At 63.3% G+C, this 22266-nt stretch carries 20 protein-coding genes; 15 read left to right on the top strand and 5 right to left on the bottom strand.

All coding sequences use genetic code 11. From position 1 onward, the window contains the following. Positions 1 to 69 precede the first annotated feature (69 nt). The 5 genes from D3876_RS17785 to D3876_RS17765 all read left to right on the top strand — a co-directional run bounded on the left by D3876_RS17785 (position 70) and on the right by D3876_RS17765 (position 4471). A complete protein-coding gene (locus D3876_RS17785; protein ID WP_119764781.1) occupies positions 70 to 474 on the top strand; it encodes a flagellar biosynthesis repressor FlbT in 405 nt (134 codons plus the stop codon). Between the two features lie 10 nt (positions 475 to 484). After that, positions 485 to 1822 (top strand): flagellar protein export ATPase FliI, encoded by a 1338-nt coding sequence (gene fliI / locus D3876_RS17780; RefSeq protein WP_119765657.1) that lies wholly within the window; start codon positions 485 to 487, stop codon positions 1820 to 1822. After that, positions 1806 to 2243, top strand: coding sequence for a hypothetical protein (locus D3876_RS17775; RefSeq protein WP_119764779.1), 438 nt, complete (start codon positions 1806 to 1808; stop codon positions 2241 to 2243). The genes fliI and D3876_RS17775 overlap by 17 nt, the downstream gene beginning before the upstream one ends. Next, complete coding sequence (locus tag D3876_RS17770; RefSeq protein ID WP_119764777.1) at positions 2240 to 3232, top strand: peptidoglycan-binding protein; 993 nt, start codon at positions 2240 to 2242, stop codon at positions 3230 to 3232. The genes D3876_RS17775 and D3876_RS17770 overlap by 4 nt, the downstream gene beginning before the upstream one ends. 189 nt (positions 3233 to 3421) lie before the next feature. After that, entirely contained in the window at positions 3422 to 4471 is a 1050-nt protein-coding gene (locus D3876_RS17765) for a sigma-70 family RNA polymerase sigma factor (protein ID WP_119764775.1), read from the top strand. 410 nt (positions 4472 to 4881) lie between these two features. Here D3876_RS17765 and D3876_RS17760 read toward each other — a convergent pair whose 3' ends face one another. Next, a complete protein-coding gene (locus D3876_RS17760) occupies positions 4882 to 6042 on the bottom strand; it encodes an IS30 family transposase (RefSeq protein ID WP_119760753.1) in 1161 nt (386 codons plus the stop codon). 323 nt (positions 6043 to 6365) lie between these two features. Here D3876_RS17760 and D3876_RS17755 point away from each other — a divergent pair, with 323 nt between their 5' ends. Next, the gene (locus D3876_RS17755) at positions 6366 to 7610 is read left to right on the top strand and encodes a DUF1214 domain-containing protein (RefSeq protein WP_119764773.1); all 1245 of its coding nucleotides are present in this window, start codon (positions 6366 to 6368) and stop codon (positions 7608 to 7610) included. 202 nt (positions 7611 to 7812) lie between these two features. Here the strand turns inward: D3876_RS17755 and D3876_RS17750 are convergent, their stop codons facing one another. Then, a complete protein-coding gene (locus D3876_RS17750) occupies positions 7813 to 9711 on the bottom strand; it encodes a methyl-accepting chemotaxis protein (protein ID WP_238475434.1) in 1899 nt (632 codons plus the stop codon). A 407-nt stretch (positions 9712 to 10118) separates the two neighbouring features. Here D3876_RS17750 and D3876_RS17745 point away from each other — a divergent pair, with 407 nt between their 5' ends. Both D3876_RS17745 and D3876_RS17740 read left to right on the top strand, forming a co-directional pair. After that, entirely contained in the window at positions 10119 to 11558 is a 1440-nt protein-coding gene (locus tag D3876_RS17745; RefSeq protein WP_119764771.1) for an alginate export family protein, read from the top strand. Between the two features lie 112 nt (positions 11559 to 11670). Beyond that, positions 11671 to 12045 carry a hypothetical protein gene (locus D3876_RS17740; protein ID WP_119764769.1) on the top strand — a complete coding sequence of 125 codons (375 nt, stop codon included), beginning with the start codon at positions 11671 to 11673 and terminating at the stop codon, positions 12043 to 12045. On the opposite strand, the gene D3876_RS17735 is transcribed toward D3876_RS17740, so the two are convergent. The 3 genes from D3876_RS17735 to flaF form a co-directional block, all read right to left on the bottom strand. After that, the gene (locus D3876_RS17735) at positions 12042 to 12662 is read right to left on the bottom strand and encodes a response regulator transcription factor (protein ID WP_119764767.1); all 621 of its coding nucleotides are present in this window, start codon (positions 12660 to 12662) and stop codon (positions 12042 to 12044) included. The two genes, D3876_RS17740 and D3876_RS17735, sit on opposite strands and share 4 nt — an antisense overlap. Next, the gene (locus D3876_RS17730; protein ID WP_119764765.1) at positions 12659 to 15394 is read right to left on the bottom strand and encodes a PAS domain S-box protein; all 2736 of its coding nucleotides are present in this window, start codon (positions 15392 to 15394) and stop codon (positions 12659 to 12661) included. The genes D3876_RS17735 and D3876_RS17730 overlap by 4 nt, the downstream gene beginning before the upstream one ends. Positions 15395 to 15579: 185 nt before the next feature. After that, positions 15580 to 15939, bottom strand: a complete 360-nt coding sequence (flaF, locus tag D3876_RS17725) for a flagellar biosynthesis regulator FlaF (protein WP_119764763.1) — start codon at positions 15937 to 15939, stop codon at positions 15580 to 15582. Positions 15940 to 16140: 201 nt separating this feature from the next. Here flaF and motA point away from each other — a divergent pair, with 201 nt between their 5' ends. The 7 genes from motA to D3876_RS17690 are packed head-to-tail and all read left to right on the top strand — an operon-like array spanning position 16141 to position 22262. Beyond that, complete coding sequence (gene motA, locus D3876_RS17720; RefSeq protein ID WP_119764761.1) at positions 16141 to 17025, top strand: flagellar motor stator protein MotA; 885 nt, start codon at positions 16141 to 16143, stop codon at positions 17023 to 17025. After that, entirely contained in the window at positions 17009 to 17329 is a 321-nt protein-coding gene (locus D3876_RS17715; protein WP_119764759.1) for an STAS domain-containing protein, read from the top strand. The genes motA and D3876_RS17715 overlap by 17 nt, the downstream gene beginning before the upstream one ends. Beyond that, positions 17326 to 17691, top strand: a complete 366-nt coding sequence (locus tag D3876_RS17710; protein WP_119764757.1) for a response regulator — start codon at positions 17326 to 17328, stop codon at positions 17689 to 17691. Before D3876_RS17715 ends, D3876_RS17710 begins: the two co-directional genes overlap by 4 nt. Then, on the top strand, positions 17688 to 19862 hold the full coding sequence (locus D3876_RS17705; protein WP_119764755.1) for a chemotaxis protein CheA: 2175 nt from the start codon (positions 17688 to 17690) through the stop codon (positions 19860 to 19862). The genes D3876_RS17710 and D3876_RS17705 overlap by 4 nt, the downstream gene beginning before the upstream one ends. Then, a complete protein-coding gene (locus D3876_RS17700) occupies positions 19859 to 20353 on the top strand; it encodes a chemotaxis protein CheW (protein WP_119764753.1) in 495 nt (164 codons plus the stop codon). The genes D3876_RS17705 and D3876_RS17700 overlap by 4 nt, the downstream gene beginning before the upstream one ends. Beyond that, the gene (locus D3876_RS17695; RefSeq protein ID WP_119764751.1) at positions 20350 to 21240 is read left to right on the top strand and encodes a CheR family methyltransferase; all 891 of its coding nucleotides are present in this window, start codon (positions 20350 to 20352) and stop codon (positions 21238 to 21240) included. Before D3876_RS17700 ends, D3876_RS17695 begins: the two co-directional genes overlap by 4 nt. Beyond that, positions 21237 to 22262: a protein-glutamate methylesterase/protein-glutamine glutaminase gene (locus tag D3876_RS17690; RefSeq protein WP_119764749.1), complete on the top strand. Its 1026-nt coding sequence runs from the start codon at positions 21237 to 21239 to the stop codon at positions 22260 to 22262. Before D3876_RS17695 ends, D3876_RS17690 begins: the two co-directional genes overlap by 4 nt. Positions 22263 to 22266: the final 4 nt, after the last annotated feature.

The following is a 22266-nucleotide window of genomic DNA, read 5'->3' as shown; positions in this document are numbered from 1 at the left end:
TTTTCCTAGTCGAAACGCAGCTTCCCAGTCCTCCTCCTATAATATGGGAAACAACCCAAGGGGGATCAGATGACGCTCCGCATTTCGCTTCGTGATGGAGAGAAGGTAATCGTGAACGGCGCGGTGCTTCGCGCCACGGGTCGCACGCAGTTGCGCGTCGAAAACAATGCCGCAATCCTCCGCGGCCGCGATGTGATGAGCCCCGAAGAGGCCGATACGCCCGCCCGACGGCTCTATTTCGCGTGCATGATGGCCTATATCGATCACGAGGATATCGGACGGCATCAGAATGCCATCATTGCACGTGTCGGCGAATTGATGGGTGCGCTGCAGGCGCCCGAGGCAAAGGCGGTCTGCATCGAATTCGCACAAAAGGTTGCGGCCTCGCAATTCTATCGCGCGCTCGCTGATTGCCGCTGGCTGATCAATTATGAAGCTGAAGCGGTGGCGCGCACCCCCGTCGCGGCCGAATAAGGCTGCGCTGATGCTCACACTGGCTTCCGCCGCGGCAGGTTTGCGCGCGCTTTCGCCCGATCGGCGCTATGGCCGCGTGGTTGCGGTGCGTGGCGCGTTGATCGAGGTCGAAGGGCTTGTCGGCGCGGCTCAGATCGGCTCGCGGGTCAGCATCGCATCCCCCGGTGGCGTGGTCGATGCCGAGGTGACCGGACTTGATCGCAGCATCGCGCATTGCCTCCCTTTCAGCGACCCACAGGGCATTGCCTCGGGCGCGCGTGCGGATCTGGCTGCGGGTCAGCTCTCGCTGCGTCCGTCCTCGGCGTGGCTCGGGCGCATGATAGATGGTCTTGGCCGTCCGGTAGACGGGAAGGGCCCGCTGTTGTTCGGCGCCGAGCAGCGGCCAATCAAGGGTATGCCGCCCCAGGCTTCGGCACGCGCACGCGTGGGCGCCAAGGTCGAGACCGGCGTGCGCGCGCTCGACATCTTTGCGCCGCTATGCCGCGGGCAGCGGCTCGGCCTGTTCGCGGGTTCGGGCGTTGGGAAGTCGGTGCTGCTGTCGATGCTCGCACGCTGGACCGAATGTGACGTGGCGGTGATCGGGCTTATCGGTGAGCGCGGCCGTGAGGTTCAGGAATTCGTCGAGGACGATCTCGGCCCCGAGGGACTGGCACGCAGCGTCGTGGTTGTCGCGACCTCGGACGAGCCCGCGCTGATGCGGCGTCAGGCGGCGTGGACCACGCTCGCGGTGGCCGAGCATTTCCGCGATCAGGGCCTGAACGTATTGTGCCTGATGGACTCGGTCACACGCTTCGCCATGGCGCAGCGTGAGATCGGACTTGCGAGCGGCGAGCCGCCAGCGACCAAGGGCTACACGCCCACGGTCTTCGCCGAACTGCCTCGTCTGCTTGAACGTGCGGGGCCGGGATTGCCCGGGCAGGGCGCCATCACCGGGCTGTTCACCGTCCTCGTCGATGGCGACGACCATAACGAGCCCGTCGCCGACGCGGTGCGCGGCATTCTGGACGGCCATATTGTCATCACGCGGCGGATCGCCGAGCGCGGCCGCTATCCCGCCATCGACATCCTCAAATCGGTTTCTCGCACGCTGCCGCACGCGCACAGCGAGGAAGAAAATCTGGTCCGGCTTGCAGCGCGCCGGGTGCTCTCGACCTATAGTGACATGGAAGAGATGGTGCGGCTGGGCGCGTACAAGGCGGGATCCAACGCGGAGGTCGACCGTGCGGTCGACCTCGCGCCGCAGATCGAAACGTTGCTCAAGCAGGGCAAGAACGAGCGCGGCTACGCGGCCGAAGGCTTTGCCACGCTCGCTGCGATATTGGAGGACACGCATGAAGACGCCCTATGACGGTGCGATGCGCATCCAGCAGTCGGAGATCGACGACGTGCGCGTGGCGATCAACGTCCAGGTCAATCAATTGATCCAGATCGAGAATTCGCGCACTGTCGTGAACGCGGCGATTGAGCGCGAGACCGCGATCGCCGCGGACGATATCCAGTTTTCGTCCCATGCCTATGTCGCGCGGATGCGCGCCGAGCGCGCCCGGCTCGCGGCGGACCAATCAGTGGTCGATGCGCGGTTGGCGCAACTGCGCAATCGCGCAGTCAGCGCTTATGGCGCGTTCAAGGCGACGGAATCGGCCGCCGACGGCTTTCGTGAGGACGCGGAGCGTACGCGCGCCAATGCCGAGCAGGCGGGCATAGACGATTTTACGGCGACCAGTTTTGTGCAGGGCCGGCAGGCCGCGCGACGCGCACAGCTCCGATGATCGGGCGGATCGATCCGTCGCAGCTCGGCGCGCAGCAACGTGCCGAGCTGATCTACGCGCAGGCGCGATCCGAACTCTCAAGCCGCCTGTGGCAGGCGGCGCTTGGGACGGGCGAGCGTGGCGTAGAAGGACAGCCAACATCCATGCCGCGCGCTTCCGAGCTTAATCTTGAAGCGCTGTTGGCAACGCTTGCCAACGATCATGCCAAACCCGTCGTTCTGCCGCGCCCCCCGCAGCCGGCGATTGCGCAGGCTGCAACAGCGCCCGACCGCCGTGAGACAAGTGATGAGCGCGGCGAGCGGTCGCGTGCACCAGTCGAGGCTGCCGAGGCAATGGGGCTCGGTCCCAATGCCCAATATCGTGCGACATTGATGGCGGCCGCCGACCGCACCGCAATACCCGCCGCGGCGCTCGCTGCGATCGTTCATGCCGAAGCGGCAAAGGGACCAGGCGGGCGATGGCTCGCCTATTCGCGCAATCCGCGATCGAGCGCCGCCGGTCTTGGCCAGTTTCTGAGCGGTACCTGGAAGAGTGAGGCCGAGCGCGAGGGAAGCTGGCTCAACACGCTGGCTCGCCAGAAGGGCTGGCTCAACGCACGGGGCAAGGTGGCTGGCGAGGCGCGCGCCGAACTGCTCGCGTTGCGCTACGACCCTCATGCGTCGATTCAGGCAATTGCCGATTATGCGCGCGCCAACCTCGACACGCTCGAACGCAAGGGCGTCAGGATAGAGGGGGATGTCGAGAGCACCGCCCAGGCCGCCTATCTTGGCCACCACCTCGGAATCGGGGATGCCGTGAAGTTCCTCAAGGGAGGCCTCGACTCTGCGCGCGCGCGGACGCTGCTTTCCGCGCAGATTGGTAGCGTCAGCGCCGGCCAGCGAATCGCGAGTGCGGGCAGCGCCACGGGCGCGCATCGTGCGTGGCTGCTCGACTATGTGGACCGTAACATCCGTCCTGCGCGCTTCGACGGGGCCTTGCCGGTCGGCTAATCCGAATATTCCTATATTCCGTATTTATACCTAAGGCATAACGTATTTCTGCGATTTTTGCGCTATATTATAGGAATATTGGTCAGCATTAATATGGGAATAACACGTCGTTAACCTTTTTGCGCGAGAACCGATCGGGCCGGGGGGACACGCGATTGGCGCGCTGTCCATCCCACTCGGGAGGGCACAATGTCGAAGACCACGATTGCACTGGAGGCGGCGGTTGCCGCAGTTATCGCAAGCGCGCCTGAGGGCGACGCCAGGCCGACCGCGCGCCAGCGCGCAGAAGTCGACAAGGCATTTGCCCGGATCCTGAAATTGATTGCGCCGCGCATCCGCCACTTCATTCGTCAATATGGACTGGTGGCGCATTGGGAAGATGCCGAGCAGGCCTGTGCGATCGCCGTCCATCGCGCGATCCAGGCCTATGAGCCCGAAAAGGCGCAGTTCACAACCTTCGTTAACTGGCAGATCCGCGGCGAGCTGCAGAGCCTGCGCTTCCGGCTGATGGCCGATCAGCGCCCGTCCGCAAAGAAGGTCGAGGCGACGACTGTCTCGCTCAATGCGATCGCGCAGGGCGCTGAAGGTGAGGAAACCACGCTTGAATCGGTGATCGAGGACGAAAATGCGCTCGCCCTCACCGAATCTGCGGCTTCGGATTATCTGGCTGAAGCTGCCACGGCGTCGCTGGTCGACAGCTATGTCGATCATTTGCGCACGACCGCGATCGACCAGCTTCGTCGCCGTGCACGGCCGAAAAAGCGGGAACTCGCGCGGGCCGGAGAGGGCGGGGCAATGCTGCGTTCCAGGACGCACGGCATTGAGCCCGAGGAACTCGAAAAGCTCGAAGAGCGGCTGACGCGCAACCGCGACATCGTGGCGCACCGTCTGTTCGGCATGGGCGTCGGCGAAGCGACCATGGACGATGCGGGCGTCACCAAGGAACGCGTGCGTCAGATCACCAAGCGTGCTGCGAAGACGATCGCCGAGCTGGCGGGAAGCGATCCCAGGTTCGCGATGATGGCCGAATACCGCAAGGCAGGGATGCTCCGCGACAAGCCGCGCAAGGTTCATGTCGACATTGCGGTGGCGCGCATGGCGCCGCCCGTGGCGGTGTTGCCCGAGGCGAACCAGCCGCTCAGCGAGCTTCCCCGCCTCGCCGCCACGGCACCCGAAGGTTTCGAGCACCTCGCCGTCGACCTGACGGCGCTGGGCGCGAGATCGCCGCTCAGGCACTGAGGTTTCCCGACGCCTTCCCAAAAGGGCCCGCGGTGCGATGGCGCCGCGGGCTTTTTTGTGTGCGTCGCTGGGTAGTCGGTGAGTCGGGACTGTTTGTTGTCACGGTGCTGGTTGCCGCGATGCCGCCAGGCGGGCTCCATCTGAGTTTCATAAGAGGCGGTATTATTGCCGAGGCAAATGTCGGCAACGCGGTGGCAAGCGGCGTTTCAATTCCTCCCCGAGCTTGTCTCGGGGAGGGGGAGTTTAGGAATGGGCATGCTGGCGGCATGCTCATTCCTAAACTCGCGCAGCGCGGTGGAGGGGCGGGAGACTTGCTCGGTGCCGCTACCTGCCCCTCCACCATGCTGCGCATGGTCCCCCTCCCCAAGCAGAGCTTGGGGAGGATCTTACGGCCGCAATTGGTGGTGGGTTCAACGGGTCAGCGCAACACACTCCTCGAACTTCTCAGCCGGGGTCTGAAAGAGCAATGTCTTTCTCGGTCGTTCGTTGAGCTGGCGCGCGATGGCGCTTAGCTGAAGCTGGCTGAAGGCGGATAAGTCGATGCCCTTTGGGAGATACTGGCGTAGCAGGCGGTTGGTGTTTTCATTGGTGCCTCGCTGCCAAGGGCTCCTCGGATCGCAGAAATACACATCGACGTCGGTTGCCAGCGTGAAGCGCTGATGGTCTGCAAGCTCCTTGCCACGGTCCCAGGTCAGCGACTGATAGAGTTCGCGCGGCAATTTGCGCGCCTGCTTGATCAGGGCTGAGACGACGCTGTTGGTATCCTTGTTCGCGACCTTGACGAGGATCACATAGCGCGACTGGCGCTCGACGAGCGTAGCGATGTAGCTGTTGCATGATCCGGCCAGCAGGTCGCCTTCCCAGTGCCCCGGAACTGCGCGATCTTCGACAGACGCGGGGCGCTCGCTTATCGATATGGCGTTCTTCACCTGACCCAGCCCGTCTCGCTTCAGGCTGGCATGTCGAGACCGCCGGATGGTGCGCTTGGCCCTGAGATGTTCGATAAGCTCCTTCTTCAGAACGCCACGGGCCTGAATGAACAGGCTTTTGTAGATCGTCTCATGTGACACGCGATGCTGCTCTTCGTCCGGAAATCTGCGTTTGAGCCAGCCCGCGATCTGCTCTGGCGACCACTTGCGGCACAGTTTGGCTGATACTGTTCGGCGCAGGGAGGCATGGCAAGCCAGCTTGCATGGCTTCGGGCGTCGCGCACGATCCCATGCCGCCTGATCCGATGCCACGGCCCGGTAGCATTCCGTGCCCCCGTTGCGGCCGACCTCCCGGCTGATGGTCGAGGGCGCTCGACCAAGCCGGATAGCAATGGTCCGCAGCGACAAGCCTACTCCGAGCCCTCTGGAAATCTCCTCGCGCTCGCTCAGTCGCAACGCCTGGCTGGGGCGTTTTCGTTCCGGTGGACGGATGCCGCCGGATGGCGACAGCACCGAGAAGATCGACGAAGACTCCCGCTCGAACCGCCGTCCGATCGAACTCATCGACTCACCGCGCCGCCAGCGATCCCAGATTTCGGCCCGCTGTTCCGCCGAGTAGTAAATCCGCCGTCGCTGTTTCATCGCTCCCACTCCATCTTTCCTCAAGATTGAAGTGTTGCGCTGACCCGTTGAACCCACCGTCGTGTCCGGACGGTCCACTTTTGGTGGCAGCTTTTGCCCCCCCCGCGATGTCTGGAATGTCGTGGAGTCCGGACTGTCCTGTTTTGGTTTGACCGTATCGCGGAGCGGACGTTCCGAGGCGTCACGCTGGTCATCGCCTAAGGGTAATCCCCGATTTTGCCGAAATCTGGTTTGGGTAAGCTGGGAGCTTCCTTGCCCAAGCAGAATGACGTGTGGGCCTATAGCGGAGAACGATCGTGCCATTGGACTCACTCGCAACGGCCATGCCCGACGATGAAACGATTACCAACGCGTATGTTTATCTGCTCGCCCGCTTGCTTGTGATCCGTCAGGAGCGTGTCGACCGGGAGGGTGAGGGTTTCGAATACAACAAGATCACATACAACCCGCTTGGCACTGCGGACTTTGCCAATCCCAATTTCGACGTGGCCTATCTGGAAGCATGGTTCGCAGTCGATGAGCGTACGCCGGTGATACTCGACGTGCCGGAAATCACTGGACGCTACTACACCGCTCAAATTCTCGATGAGTGGGCCGAAGTCATTGCCAACATCAATGAACGGAAGTTTCCTTCCAAGCCCTTTGGCAAGTTCGCTCTCGTGGCTCCCGGGTTTCAGGGAAGCCTTCCCGCTGACGCCACCCGCATAGAGTTGCATTCCCGCAAGGCGAAGCTGCTGGGGCGCGTGGAACTGAAGGGCGATCCTGACGGAGCCGTGACGCTGCAAAAATCCTTCAAAGCCACGCCGCTCGGCAATCCCGTCATTCTGCCGCCTCCGTTCGTCAAACCCTTCGGAAATGCGGACCTGCCGGGTGCGGACATTTTTCAGGACATCGATGCGCGGTTCAGCAGCGCCCAAGATGTGGCGCCCAACGCAGCGGAGATGCAGCAGCAGGTGCGCGCCGTCACAGCTTATGTGGCATCGTCGCAAGAGGCCTTCGACCGCGTCGACAAACTCATCCGCAAGAAGGCAATCCCGGAGTTTCTTGAATACACCTTCACCAAGGCTTCGCCTTACAGGAACCACTGGCTGGTCGCCAACGCCGGGGGGAACTTCGGCGTCAACTTCTGGGGGCGTGCAGCGGCAAACTATGCCGGAATATGGACAAACCAGTTGAGCGAGGTTGTCTATATCGTCGCCACGCAGGATGCCGAGGGCGTCACGCTGGATGGATCGAACGACTACGTCATCCATTTCCCGCAGGACGATCTGCCAAGCGCCGTCGTCAACGCCTATTGGTCGGTGATATTGGTGGGTGTGCCGGATTACCGGGTCGTTCCCAACGACCTCAAGCGTTATAACTTCAACAGCTATTCGCCACTGCAGGCCGAACCGGATGGGGCGCTGAAGATAGCAATGGGGCCGAAGCCGGTTGTTGGTATCGCCGAGTCCAATTGGCTGCCCACGCCCGATGGCAAGCCGTTTTCGCTCACCTTCCGCGCGTACGTTCCCAAGGACATCGTTAAAAAAGGTGAGTGGGCGCCTCCTCCGGTCACACGGTTGGAGTAGTTCGCACCGCACGTCCGCTTTGGGGCTGCGAGTGGCACACTTTGAACGGCCGTCCTTGGGCCGTTACCTGCCATCCGCGGGGTTGTTGGGGCGACCGTAAATTTCCGCAATAGCACCAAAAAAGGCGTCCGGCGATCATCGCCGGACGCCTTTCAAGGCCGGGCCATAGCGTGGGAGCGCCATGGTCGCTTGTGATCGGCGTTTAGAAGTCCGACCAGTCCTCCTTGCTGCCATGGCCGTTCGACGCGCCGTTTGCCTTGGCCATCGCCGAGACCGGGAGCGCCTTGACGGGCGAGACATAGGGCTTGGACGTGGCGCCGCCGCCGGTCTTGACCGCGGATGCGGCTGCGGGCTTGCGGGCGACTGGCCGCCTCTCATTGTCGACCTTGAACAGCGCCGCCTGTTCGGCAAGCGAGGTGACCTCGCTTGTCAGGTTGCGCGCGGCAGCGGAGGTTTCCTCGACCATCGCGGCGTTCTGCTGCGTCGACTGGTCCATGGTGCTGATCGCGACGCTGATCTGGCTGATCGCGGACGACTGCGCCTGGTTGTCTGCAGCCATGCTGCCGAGCAGCGTGTGAACCTCGCTGACGTCGCCCGAGATGTCGGCCAGTGCGCCATCGACCTTCTGCACCGCGCCAACGGCCATCACGATATCGGTCTGCGTGGCGGTGAGCTGCTCGCGTGCGCGCTTGGCTTCCTCTTCCGAGCGCATCGCGAGCGCCGAAACGAGATCAGCGACGACCGCGAAACCGCGGCCCGCATCGCCGGCACGGCCAGCCTCGACCGCAGCGTTCATTGCAAGAACGCGCGTCTGGAAGGCGATCTTGTCGAGGCCTTCGATGACAGAATCGATGCCCGTTGCGCTTTCACGCACGCGCTCCATCGCCTGCACCGCCTCGTCCGCGATCGAGCGGCCGCCGCTGACGGTGGCGATCGCCTGGTCGGCGCGTCCGACGGTGCGGCCCGCGGCGACTGCGGTCGCCTTCAGGCGATCGTCTATCTGGACGAGTGCAGCCGAGGTTTCCTCGAGGCTCGCGGCATTGCCCTCGGTCCGGCGCGCCAGATCCTCGGATGCCTGTGCGATTTCCTGCGACCCCGTGCGAATTCCCGTTGCGCTTTCCGAAACCGCGCCGATCATCTCGCGCAACCGTTCGACCGCGTCGTTGAAGTTGGTCTTCAGGCTTGCAACGCCGGTGGGGAACTCGGCCTTTACCTCGACGGTCAGGTCGCCTTGCGCCAGCGAGGCCAGGCTGTCGCCGAGCGTTGTCGTGACAAGCTGTTGTTCTTCTGCAAGCTTGCGGTCGGCTTCCTGACGCGCGACCGCGGCGAGGCGGAAGAGCTCGACCGCCTTGGCGATCTCGCCGAGTTCGTCTGCGCGATCGCGGTGCGGCACCATCGCCTCGCGGCCTTCGGCGAGCGTGGATGTGACAGTCGTCAGTTCGCCCAGCGGACGCGAGACCGTGCGGTTGAGCACATTCCAGACCAGCGCGAGCAGGCCGATGGTGAGCGCCATCATCACCGACATGAACATCAGCGCGTTGTTGGCGAAGCTGTTGCCGTCGGCACCCTTCTGCTCGGCGATCTTGATGGTGTCCTCCATCAACTTGTTGGTCGCCTTGATCGCCGCGTGCGATGCGGCCTTGCCATCAGTCTTGAGCACCTCCATCGCCTGATCGGGCTGGTTCTGGCCCTTAAGGTCGAAAATGCGCTGGTTGACCTCCTTGAGCGTGGCGACCTTGGTGCCGAAATCCTCGATCTGGCCGTCGAGGCTTTCATCGGAGAATTTCTCGTACGCCTCGACCGCCTCGTCGATATTCTCGTGGTTCTTGGCGAGGCGGCCGTTGAGCTCCGCGAGCTCTTTCTCGCTGCGCGCGGTCACCACCGAATAGACGAGAATGCGATATTCACGGACGAAACCGCGAACGTCGGAAAGCGTCGAAGCGGCGGCAAGGCTGTTCTTGACGTGATCGTCACTGATTTCACTGAGGCGCTTGTTGGCGATGATGGCGCTTCCGCCAAGCGCGGCGACGAATATCGCGATGAGCGTGAAGGCGATCAGCATCTTTCGAGGCAGCCGCCAGTTCTGGAGAGCATTTTGCATCTCGGGTTCCTTCATAATTGAGAATAATGTGCCGGGTCAGGCGGATTCCTGTGTCCCCGAAGATTTCACAAAGATCGGCGCTGAACGGTGGTCACAGCGTGTCTCAAACAACGGAGCGATCCGGCGGGGCCTGGACCGTACCAACGGCAACCTTCCTGCGCCGAATAAAAGCTGTATTTACAGTCTGTTCGATCATTTCAGGCTTTCTATGCAGTCGTTTTCGGGCTCCGCGCCAGCGCCCGCAGCCTGATTAATTATAGGAGAAGAGCGACGTATCGTGGGGGCGGCCGATCGTCCTGCCGCCAAAACGATGCGCAACGGCCGCACATGGTAAGAATTGCGTAAATAACGCAGCGTCGCGCCACGCCTTTCTATAAGGAGGGCTCACACCCTGGAGATCTGTACCCATGTCAATTGAGACCGGCCGGCGTGGCGCCCTGTCGAATGCCCTTTGCGCCAAGCCCGCGATACGACGCTTTCTCATCGCCGCACTGGTGCACGGATCGACATTCGCGCTTGCCGCCGGGACGGCCCACGCCAAGGACAACCCGTTGCTTGAAGCGGTGGGTTCCCCCGAAGGGCTGACGCTGAAGGCAAGCCTGCGATCGCGCATCGAGGCAATTGACGGCCAGTTTCGGCCGAATATCGCGCAGGATGATTTCATGCTGTCGCTGAAAACCACGGTATTCGCGGAGTATGACACCGGGCCGGTTCGGTTCGGCGGCGAACTGTGGGACGCACGCACCTATTTCCAGAAGACGAATTCTTCGGCCGGAACGAGCGAGGTCAACGCCATGGAGCTCGTCCAGGCCTATGTCGGCCTCGATCTCGACGATCTGGGCGACGGTTCCAGGGCGACCGCGAAGGCGGGGCGCTTCACGCTCGATATCGGTTCGCGCCGGCTCGTCGCGCGGCAGTCGTTCCGCAACACCACCAACGCGTACACAGGCGCCTATCTCGACTGGAACAGCAAAGCGGGTGATCGGCTGGTGTTGCTGTGGTCCATGCCGCAGATCCGCCTGCCCGAAGATGCCGACGGCATCCGCCACGACCGTGTCGAATGGGACCAGGAAACCACCGATCTGCAGCTCTTCGGTGGCAGCCTCACCAAGGCGGGGGTGTTCGGCAAAGGGACGCTCGAAATCTATGGCTATCGCCTGTTCGAGCGTGATTCCGGTTCGCGCCAGACGCGCAACCGCCGGCTGTTCACGCCGGGCATTCGCTTGTCCCGCAAGCCCGCCAACGGCGCTTTCGACTATGATCTGGAAGGTGCCTATCAGTTCGGCGAGACGCGGAGCAGCACCGCGACCACCGACCTGACCGACCTCGATGTTTCGGCCTATTTCCTCCACGCCGAGATCGGCAAGACGTTCGATGGCCCGCTGAAGCCACGCATTTCGGTTCATTTCGACGAGGCGAGCGGCGATGGCCCGTCGGCGCGGACCTTCAATCGCTTCGACAATCTCTTTGGTGCGCGCCGCTTCGAGTTTGGACCGACCAGCCTGTACGGTCCGGTCGGTCGGGCCAATCTTTCGTCGCCCGGCGTCCGGCTCGACGTGAAGCCCGACAAGCGTCTCGACGCATCGTTGATGTACCGCGCGCTTTGGCTGGATGAGGCGACCGATAGCTTCTCGTCGACCGGCGTACGCGACAGGAACGGCGATACCGGCCGCTTCGCGGGTCATCAGGTCGAGGGGCGCGTGCGCTACTGGATCATTCCAGACCTGCTCCGCGTCGACACGGGGGCGGCCTGGCTTGCCAAGGGCCGTTTCCTGACCGAAGCGCCCAACGCTCCGGCAACGGGGGACACCCATTATGGCTATCTGGACCTGGCGATCGAAATCTGATCGCTGGCGATCGGCGGATCGTGCGCGGTGGGTTGCCATCGCGTCCTTTGCTGCCGCCACCGGACCAATTCGTCCCCGTTAATCGTCACGCGAGATCGCCCCGGAGTGCCCTGTGAAGCCTAGCCTTGATGAAGAGATCGTGGTGCTCGCGATCGCGGATCGAGCGCTGCGCAGCATTTGGTCGGCACGCCTCGGGCTGGCGGGCGAGATCATGATGATCGTCGACAATTTCGACGATGCGGCGCTGGATGCGGGGATGCGCGAGTCGGCGACGCTGATCACCGATACCGGCGCCCCGCGGCTGCCTCCGTCCGAACGCGTCGTCGCCATCCGTCAGCGGGGCTGGTGTAACGGCGTGATCCTGTTCGTCTGCAAGCCGCACCCTGACATAGACGATCCGCGCTGCGCGATCGTGCTTCGGGACAGCGAAACCGAGCGAGTGGTAGCACTGCTCAAGCGGTGGCGCGCGCAGATGGTGTCGGTTTAACCCGCCGGAAACCAGCCACCGGCGAAGGCGATGCCAAGCGCTTCGGAAAGGCTCCGGACTTCGAGCTTTTCCATCACCTTGGCACGGTAGATCTCTACCGTGCGCGGACTGATATCGAGATCATAGGCGATCGCCTTGTTCGAGCGCCCATCGATAAGCCCGCGCAGCACGTCGCGCTCGCGCGATGACAGCAGGGCGAGCTTTGCCGCGGCAGCTTCGACGCGCGCCACCTCCAGGCTCGAATGCGCCTGACGCGCAAAAGCGAGGTCAATTGCCTGGATGAGCGCCAGATGGTCGCAGGGTTTCTCGATGAAGTCGATTGCCCCGGCCTTCATTGCGAGCACCGCCAGCGACACGTCGCCCTGACCAGTGAGGACAATCGCGACAAACCTTGATTGATGGACGCCGATCGCCTTGAGCACATCTATCCCCGAGGTGCCGGGCATATGCAGGTCGAGCAGCAGGCACCCGGGTGCGAGAGCGTCCGCGGCGGCGAGGAATGCGTCTCCCGAACGAAAACCGCGGATCGCCATATCCGGCATCACCGACATGAGGCTCTGCAACGAAGAGCGCACGATATCGTCATCGTCGACGATGTAGAGATTTCTTGTCGTCATCCTGTCGCGAGTTCCGTCTGCGTGACGGCGGGCAGGGTGAGGCTGATCACCGCGCCGCCGTCGGCCTTGTTTTGGGCGGCGAAGCTGCCGCCATGGGATTCGATGATACGCCGGCAGATCGACAGCCCGACGCCCATGCCATAGGCCTTGGTGGAGACGAACGGCTCGAATGGCCGTTCCAATATGTCGGGCGAAATGCCCGGGCCGTTGTCGCTGACGGTAACAGTCACCATGCCTTCCGGGCCACCGCGGGAGGCAACCACGATTTCTGCCCGTCCCTTGCTGCTTTCGCCCAGCGCTTCAAGCGCGTTGCGGACGACGTTGACGAGCACCTGCTGCACCTGCACCCGGTCAGCGAGAATCAGCGGATGCGCAGGGTCGAGGTCGCGGCGGATTTCGACCTTTTGTTGCTGTGCGCCGGCAAGGACGAGGTGAACTGCGTCGGCCACGATTTCCTGCAGCGGCTCGACGCCGATTTCAACTTCGCCCTTTGCAACGAAGTTGCGGACGCGCCGAATGATATGACCCGCGCGCAACACTTGCCCGGAAGCTAGCTGGACAAGATCGCGAACATGCTCGCGCCGCGCCTCGTCTTCGGCAAGCAGCATTTCCGCCGCGCCGAGAAAATTGGTGGTGGCTGCAAGCGGTTGATTGAGCTCATGTGCGAGGCCTGCGGCCATTTCGCCCATCGCGCTCAGCCGCGAGACGTGAAGCAACTGGTCGCGCAGCTCACCGAGCCGCGTCTGCGCGGCGAGATGCTCGCCGATATTGCGCACGAAACCGATGAAGAGGCGTTCGCGCCCGTTATGCGCCTCGCCCACAGCAAGCTCGACCGGGATCTCGGTGCCATTGCGGTGCAGCGCGGTCATCGTACGGGTGCGGCCGATCAGATGGGGTTCACCGCTGTCGAGATAGCGCACCAATGCGCTTTCATGCTGCCGGCGATAGCGTTGGGGCATAAGCATCACGATGTTGCTGCCGAGCACTTCGTCCGCGCGGTAGCCGAAGAGTGCTTCGGCTGTGGCACTGAAAGACCGGATGTTGCCTGCCTCGTCCATTGTTACCATCGCGTCCGGCACGGTTTCGAGGATCGAGCGCAATTCGGCTTCGCGCGCCTTAAGGGCCTCCTGGCGCTCCTCACGTTCGGTGGCATCGAATATGATACCGATCATGCGTGCGAGCCGGCCGTCGTCATGATAGATGCAGCGCGCCCACCCCTCTATCGTCTGCACACGTCCTTCGCTGGCTTTCGAGCGCAAGCGAAAGGTGAAGCGCGGCAAGCGGTGCGCGATCACCTCGTCCTCGCCGGGGAAAATCTCGCGATCGAAATTTTGCCGGATCTGTTCGCGCCAGTGTTCAAATCCCGCCTCGGAGGGCGCCGCGCCAAGCAACCTCTCCGCCTCGCCGGACAGGCGCAAGCAGTCGTTGGAAACGTCCCATTCGAAAATGCCGATTTCCAGTGCCTCAACGGCCAGCGCAAGGCGTGCATCGCTGACGCGTAGCGCCTCTTCGGTACGCTTGCGCGCGGTGACATCGGTCATCGACAAGACCACCACCGGCGCGCTGTCGTCTCGCGCTTGTACGAGACGCGCCTGCTCCAATATGTGGAGCGTCGTACCGTCGCGCGCGGATTCCGTGATTTCCTCCTCCCACGGCACACCCGCCTCGAGGCACTGGATCATCGTGGTCCAAAGGTCGGTCGTGTGGGCGCCCGTCAACGCATGTTTGCGCTGGCCGACCACTTCCGCCGCCGTCCATCCGTAGAGCCGCTGACACCCTTCCGACCAATGCACGATTGCACCACTGATGTCCGTGAGGACGATCGGCGCCGAATCAAGCGCCCGCGTGACTTCCCACCGCGCAACATGCTCGCGTGCAATACGCGACCATGCCCAGATCAGGATGGCCGCCGAAACCGTGATCTGCGCGCTGGCGTGGATGATCTCGGCCATGTTGAGAGGCATGGTTGTATTCTGCAACGCCCATAGTCGCGCCAACGCAAAGGCAACGGGCGCAAGCACGCAAAGTGCAAAAATGGTGCGAAGCGTACGCCCCTCCAGACCATGCGTTGACTGCAGGCCCGGCCATCCGAAATAACGGCGCCAGATTATCAGCGCCATTGCTAGCGCCCCGACCGAGGTCGCGGTGGGAAGTGACATGGTTGCGTGTCGCTCCCAACTCGCAGGCGCGTCCAGCCCGAGAGGCACCGAAGCCCCCGCAATGACCGCGATGCCGAGCGCAAGGCTGGCGATCAGTACGACGAGCTGACCATGGTGACGTCGAGCGCCCAGTGAAATAAGAATGCCAAGCGCAAGCAGCAGTACGGCTACCGCGGGCATCGTGCCTGGGCGAGCCGGAGCAAGACCGGTCGTGCGCGACAGGACGTCGCCAAATGCCCAGGCATCGATATGCGTCGAAATGCCAGCGACATTCTGGGCGAGCGCAGTCGCGGCAATTGCGCATGGCGCCAACAGAATGGCAACGGTGAGCATGGCCCTTCCGACCATCGCCGCTATCAGGCCGAACGCCGTGAGCGCGACCGCGGTGGCGGTCGCCGGCTGCATGGGATAGCCGCGATTGCCAAATCCGGCGATCTCGGGATGGCGAAGTGCCCAACCCGCCAGAACGACCACGCAACAGGCGAGCGCGATCGCCAGGAAGAGAACTGGGATATGTCCGGCATCCGGCGTCGCAGATCTGGCGACGTGCCGAGGTGGACTGAACTCCTGCATTCCGGTTTGTCGATGGCCCCAAGACGTGTCGAGGGCGGTCGCTAGCTGAATGTCAAAATTTGTAAAAGAGAGGATTTGCGCGCCGATTTGACGTCACGCCGTCATGTTAAGACAACTCTCTGGCATTACTGAAAAAATTTTCATCAATATTGCAAAAGAAATTACGTAAACCTGCATTGTTGCGATCAGTTCGCAATGTTTTCTCTTGCAAGGCCGTCAATGATGGCGCGGTTGATCAAAATAAGATCCTCAATGGAATCACGACCCGTGATTACTTCGCTAGTGTAACGTTCGACCCAAAGCGCGAGAGAGATGATCCGCGCGCGCAGTTCATCGGGAAGCGCATTGCCCGGTGTGCCGCACAGTGCCGAGAAGGCGCTCCAGACCTCGCGATTGCGATGCAGCGCCGGCATCAGCGCGGCGCCGGCTAGCCCGGCATCGCGTGCGTCGATCATCTCGCCGGTGATCTGGCTCATGAGCCGATACTCGGTTGCGCGGGGGGTCTCTGCAATCGACTGCGCACGGCGATAGGCGTTGAGCGACATGGTATCTCCCTGAACTATCCTGGAGCATTCTAGGACGAAGTTGGCGCTGCCGCGCATTGGCGCTCTATTTTTCGCGAAACGGCAGAGACGTCGCACGTTCGGGTCACCAATCGAAAAAGCGCGGCCACCGAGCCACCCGTCCGAACTTCATCCTATAATCAGGGGACCGGCCTCGGCCATTCACCTTCTCCGGATCTGTTCATGCTCAACGGTATCGGCCTCGTTATCATTCTGGTCTGCGTGTTCGGCAGCTTTCTGCTGTCGGGCGGCAATCTGATGGTCATTGCTCACGCATTGCCGCATGAGATGATGGCGATCGCGGGCGCCGCGATTGGCGCTTTTATTCTAGGAAACTCGCTGTCGACGGCCAAAAAGGCGTGGCACGGCGTGATCCGCGTGTTCAAGGGACAGCGCTGGACCGAAGGCGATTATCGCGACCTTCTCGCGCTGCTCTTCACGCTGCTTGCCACCTTCCGCAAGGGCGGGGCGACCGCGATTGAGAGCCATCTCGACGCGCCCGGGAACAGCGCGATCTTCGGGCGCTATCCCAAGCTGCTCGAAGACAAGGGGCTGGTCGAGTTCATCTGCGACTATTTGCGGATGATGACGGTCAATTTCGAGGATCCCCATCAGCTTGCCGAGGCGATGGAGAACGATATCGAGCGGCACCATGCCGAGGAACTTCTGCCTCAGCATTCGCTCCAGATCATGGCCGATGGCTTGCCTGCGCTGGGTATCGTCGCCGCGGTGCTGGGCGTGATCAAGACGATGAGCTCGATCGACCAACCGACGGAGATCCTCGGCGCGATGATCGGCGGCGCGTTGGTCGGCACCTTCCTCGGCGTGCTGCTCGCCTACTGCCTGGTCGGCCCGATCGCATCCAAGCTGCACCAGATCGTCGATGCCGACTTCAAACCCTATTCGATCGTAAAGACCGCCATCCTGGGGCACGCCCAGAACCTGCCGACGCAGGTGGCGATCGAGCTCGCGCGCCGAATGACTCCGTCAGCCTATGCGCCTTCCTTCTCGCAGCTCGAGGTCGCCCTCGATCAAGCCAAGGACGAAATCTATGCAACACCCGTCTGACCTGCCCGGTGAAGACCGCTCGCTGCGGCTGCCCGTGCATGGTTCAACCACCACCGCCGAAGACCTGCGCGTACGCCTCGTCCTGGCCAGCGACCTCGACGGCGAGATGATCGTCGACGCCAGCGAGGTCGAAAGCGTGGGCCAGGCCGTGCTCCAGCTTCTCGTCGCCGCAAGGGCCGAAGCCGACAGCGCCGGTCAGAGCTTCATCATCTCCAATCCCAGTCCCGCCTTTGTCGCGCGTGTGGCCGCCTGCCGGCTGAGCGACGCCATCGGCCTCGCAACGGAAGAGGAAACCGTTCAGTGAGCAAACTTATCCTGACCGTCGATGACTCGGCCAGCATGCGGATGCTGCTCAAGACGTCGCTGACCGCCCAGGGCTTTCGTATCGAGAGCGCCAATGACGGTGAACACGGGCTCGAGCGTATGCACGAGGTGCAGCCCGACCTCCTGATCACAGATATCAACATGCCCAAGATGGACGGCTTCGAGCTGATCGAGGCGGTGCGCGCGGTGCCTACATTCCGCGGTACGCCCATCCTCGTGCTGTCGACCGAGTTCTCGGACGACAAGAAGGCACGAGCGCGCGAAGCCGGCGCCACCGGCTGGATCACCAAGCCGTTCGACGCCACCAAGCTGGGAGCGGCCATCCGCCGCGTGTGCCCATGAGCACGGGCAATGACGAGCTGGACGAAATCCAGGCAATCTTCTTCGAGGAGTGCGCCGAGGGTCTCGCCGTCGCCGAACAGGGCCTGTCGGCGATGGCGGCGGGCGACGTCTCGGCCGATGTCATCGCGGGCGTCTTCCGGGCGGTCCATTCGATCAAGGGCGGTTCGGGCGCGTTCGGCCATGCCGCGCTGCTCGCCTTCTCGCACCGGTTCGAGAATGTCCTCGACGAGGTCCGCGCGGGTCACATCGCAGCGAGCGCAGAGGTCACCAAGGTGATGCTCAACGCGTTCGACATCCTGTCGGATCACGTCGCCGCCGCGCAGGGCACGGCTGCGGTGCCGGCGGACGCCACAATGTTGGAACAGCTTGACGCGATCCTTGAGCACAAGGGCATGCCCGGCGCGGCTGCTCCGGCCCCCGCGGCCCCGGCGGCTCCGGCGTCCGCTGCGCCTGTGGCCGAGGATGACGGGTTCGGCTTCGTGCCCGTGGCGGCGGCCGTCGATGATTTCGACCCCTTCGGTTTCGAGCCCGTCGCAATCGATCTCGACGATCTCGCGCCGGCCGAGCCGCAGGCATGGACCGTGCGTTTCGGACCGTCGCGCGCCGCGCTCGCCAATGGCAGTGAACCGCTGTTGCTCATCCGCGAGCTCGAAAGTCTCGGCGGTGCGATCGTCGCGGTGGATGCGACGGCATTGCCCGGCCTGCGCGATCTCGACCCCGAAGAGAGCTATCTGGTCTGGACGGTGAGCCTGCCCGGTACTGTCGCCGAAACCGACATTCGCGAATGCTTCGATTTCGTAGCGCCCGATTCGGTGATCGAAATCACGCAGGATGCGGTGACCGAGACGCCGATTGTCGTCGAGGCTCCCGCGGCGCAGGCGATCGAAGCCCCCATGCTGACATTGGTCGAAACCTCGACGGCGGTGGTTGCACCTGTGACGGCGACAACGACTGCTGCCGAAGTCCGCACCGCTGAGCCTGCCGCGCAGACCATCCGTGTCGACCTCTCCAAGCTCGATCAGTTGCTCAACCTGGTCGGCGAGCTGGTGATCCGCGGCTCGATCCTGTCGGACCGGCTGTCGCCCGTCGACCAGGAACGTGTCGAGTTGCCCGAGCTGTCGCGCCTGACGCGACAGATCCAGGACAATGTGATGTCGCTGCGCGCGCAGCCGATAAAGCAAGCCTTCTCGCGCGTGCCGCGCATGCTGCGCGACCTGATGGCTGAGACCGGCAAGAAGGTCGTGCTCGAAACCAGCGGCGAAATGACCGAGGTCGACAAGGGCGTGATCGAGAAGATCGGCGATCCGCTGACGCATATGATCCGCAACGCCGTCGACCACGGCATCGAGAGCACTGACGAGCGCATCGCCGCAGGCAAACCCGCCGAAGGCACGATCCGGCTGTCTGCCGAGCAGAAGGGCGCGCGCATCGTGGTGCGCGTCAGCGACGATGGACGTGGCATCAACCGCGAGCGCGTACGCGCCAAGGCGATCGAGAAGGGCATCATCAGCGCCGACGCGCAGCTTTCCGACGAGGAGATCGACAGCCTGATCTGCGCGCCCGGCTTCTCGACGGCGGAGACGATCTCCAACATCTCAGGCCGCGGCGTCGGCATGGACGTGGTCCGCAGCAACGTCGAGGCGCTGGGTGGCCGCGTCGAGATTCATTCGACGCCGGGCGAGGGGACGACCTTTGTGATGGCGTTACCGCTGACGCTCGCGATCCTCGACGGCATGATCGTCCGGCTGGGCGACCAGCGCTATGTCGTGCCGCTCGCCAATGTGATCGAGACGGTGAGGCCCGAGACGGGCCAGGTCAAGCCGACCTCGCCCACACAGGAAGTCATCGAGCTGCGCGGCAGTTACCTGCCGATCAGGCGCGTCGACGAGATGTTCGGCTTCGCCGCCAATGATCGCCGCAGCCCCGAGGAATCGGTCGTCATCATCGTCGAGAGCGACGCGAGCGGCCATGTCGGCCTGATGGTCGACACGATCGACAACCGCCGCGAGGTCGTCATCAAGAGCCTGGAGGACAATCTCCATCCGATCCGCGGGCTCGGCGGCGCGACTATCCTGGGCGATGGCTCGATCGCGCTCATCCTCGATATCGACGCGCTCGTCGCGGCGTCCGGCAACCACAGCAAATTCGCCCTGAAAGGAATGGCAGCATGACCACGATCCAGGAAACCGAAACCGACGAGCGCAAGATCGTCACCTTCACGCTTGGTACGCAAATGTTCGGCATCGACATGCGCTCGCTGATCGAGATCCGCGAATGGGAAGAGCCCACGCCGCTGCCCAGCGTTCCCGCGTTCATCAAGGGCGTTACCAACCTGCGTGGTTCGGTGGTGCCGGTGGTGGGCTTGTCCGAGCGGCTTGGCTGGGCGCCCAGCGTGCTGCATCCGCGCTCGTGCATCCTGGTGGTGAGCATCGCCGGTCGTCAGGCAGGTTTCCTCGTTGACGAGGTCGCGGACATCGTCGTCATCAATGGCGGCGATATCCAGCCCGCGCCCGATGTGGAAGTGAATGACGAGAGCGTCATCGCCGGCCTCGTCAAGATCGAGCGCCGCACCACTGATACCGAGACCACCGAAGCGATGGTGTTGCTGCTCGACCTCGATGCGCTGAGCCTCATCCGCCATCTGACGGATCTGGCCGCGTGAAGCACAGCGTCATCCCTGTCGGTACTGAAGCGCCGGACTCCTCCGCGCTCGCAGCGACCGCTGAACTTGGCCTGACCGAGTTCCGCGCGATCGCGGCGATCATGCAGGAAGAGGCGCGCATCCATCTTGTCGAGAGCAAGGTGACGCTGGTGCACTCGCGGCTTTCGCGGCGCCTGCGCGAACATGGCCTGACGCGCTTCGCGGATTATGTCGCGCTGGTGCGGCAGGATCCCGTCGAGCGTGAGGCCATGGTCGTCGCATTGACCACGAACCACACGCACTTCTTTCGTGAAAATCATCATTTCGATCACCTCCGCCAGGCCGCGTTACCGCTGCTGCAGGGTCGCGTCCGGCTCGGCCGTCCCGTACGCATCTGGTCGGCGGGCTGCTCGAGCGGCGAGGAAGTTTATTCGATCGCGATGTGCCTTGCCGGCGACGCGCAGGCGAGCGCATCCTGGTTGCGCAACGGCGACGTCAAGCTGCTTGCCACCGACATTGCTCCGCACGTCGTCGAGGCAGTGTCGCGGGGCCATTATTCGGCCTCGACCGTCGAACCGATCCCGCCCAGCTATCGCAGCCGCTGGCTGCGGAACGAGGGTGACGGCCATACGGTCGTCGACGAACTGCGCAGCCTCGTCACCGCGCGTGTGCTCAACCTGTTCGATGCCTGGCCGATGCGCCAGAAATACGACGTGATTTTCTGCCGTAACGTCATGATCTATTTCGACGATGCCGCGAAGGCCGAGCTCGAGGCGCGCTTCGTCGATATGCTCGCGCCCGGCGGGTTTCTTTATATCGGCCATTCGGAGCGGCTTATCGGACCAGCGGCGGCAGTGATGGAGCCCGTCGGGCAGACGATCTACGTCAAGCCGGGGGCCGCGCAATGAGCGATTGTACCCGCGTCCTGATCGTCGACGACAGCGCTTCGATGCGCGCCGTGCTCAACCGCATCCTGACATCCGATCCCGAGATCGAGGTTGTGGGAATGGCGCCCGAGCCGCACGCCGCGCGCGAGATGATCAAGGAACTCAACCCCGACGTCGTGACGCTCGATATCGAGATGCCGGGGATGGACGGCCTGTCCTTTCTCGAAAAGATCATGCGGCTGCGGCCGATGCCCGTCATCATGTGCTCGACGCTCACGGCGCGCGGTGCCGAGGCGACGATCGAAGCCCTGCGCCTGGGCGCGGTGGACTGTATCGCCAAACCCACCGGCAACCCGCTCGAGATCGCGCAGGATGGTGCGTTGCTGCGCAAGATGGTGAAGGCGGCCAAGCGTTCTTCGGTACGTCGCGGTCCCACGCAGCTTGCGCCGGTGGCCCCGGCTCAACCGGGAACGCAGCGAGATGTGGTGATTGCGGTCGGCGCGTCCACGGGCGGTGTCGAGGCGTTGTTCTCGGTGATCGGGGCATTGCCGTCCGACTGTCCTCCCGTGCTCGTCGTCCAGCATATGCCGGCGGCCTTCACGCGCGGCTTTGCGACGCGGCTCGATCGCGAGGCGCGCGTCCGCGTGGTCGAAGCGACCGCTGGAATGCCGATCGAGCGTGGCACCGTCTATATTGCTCCAGGGGGCGACAACCACATGGAGCTGGTGGGCGGCACCAACGGCCATATCCGGCTGCGCCCGACGGAGCCTGTGGGCGGCCACCGGCCATCGGTGGACGTGCTGTTCAATTCGGTGGCGCCGCTCGGCGCCCAGGCCGTCGGGGTAATCCTGACGGGAATGGGCAGCGACGGCGCGGCCGGTCTTCGGGCCATGCGGCTCGCAGGGGCGCGGACGCTTGGCCAGAACCAGGCGAGCTGCGTCGTCTACGGAATGCCGCGCGCTGCCTTCGAACTGGGGGCGGTCGAGCGGGAATTGAGTTTGTCGGCGATGCCCGAGGCGATCCTCGCGGCATGTCGGAAGTAGTTAT

The organism is Sphingomonas cavernae, from assembly GCF_003590775.1.
GTDB lineage: Bacteria > Pseudomonadota > Alphaproteobacteria > Sphingomonadales > Sphingomonadaceae > Sphingobium_A > Sphingobium_A cavernae.
Note: the sequence above shows the minus strand (reverse complement) of the source record. Positions and strands in the feature narration are given on the sequence as shown.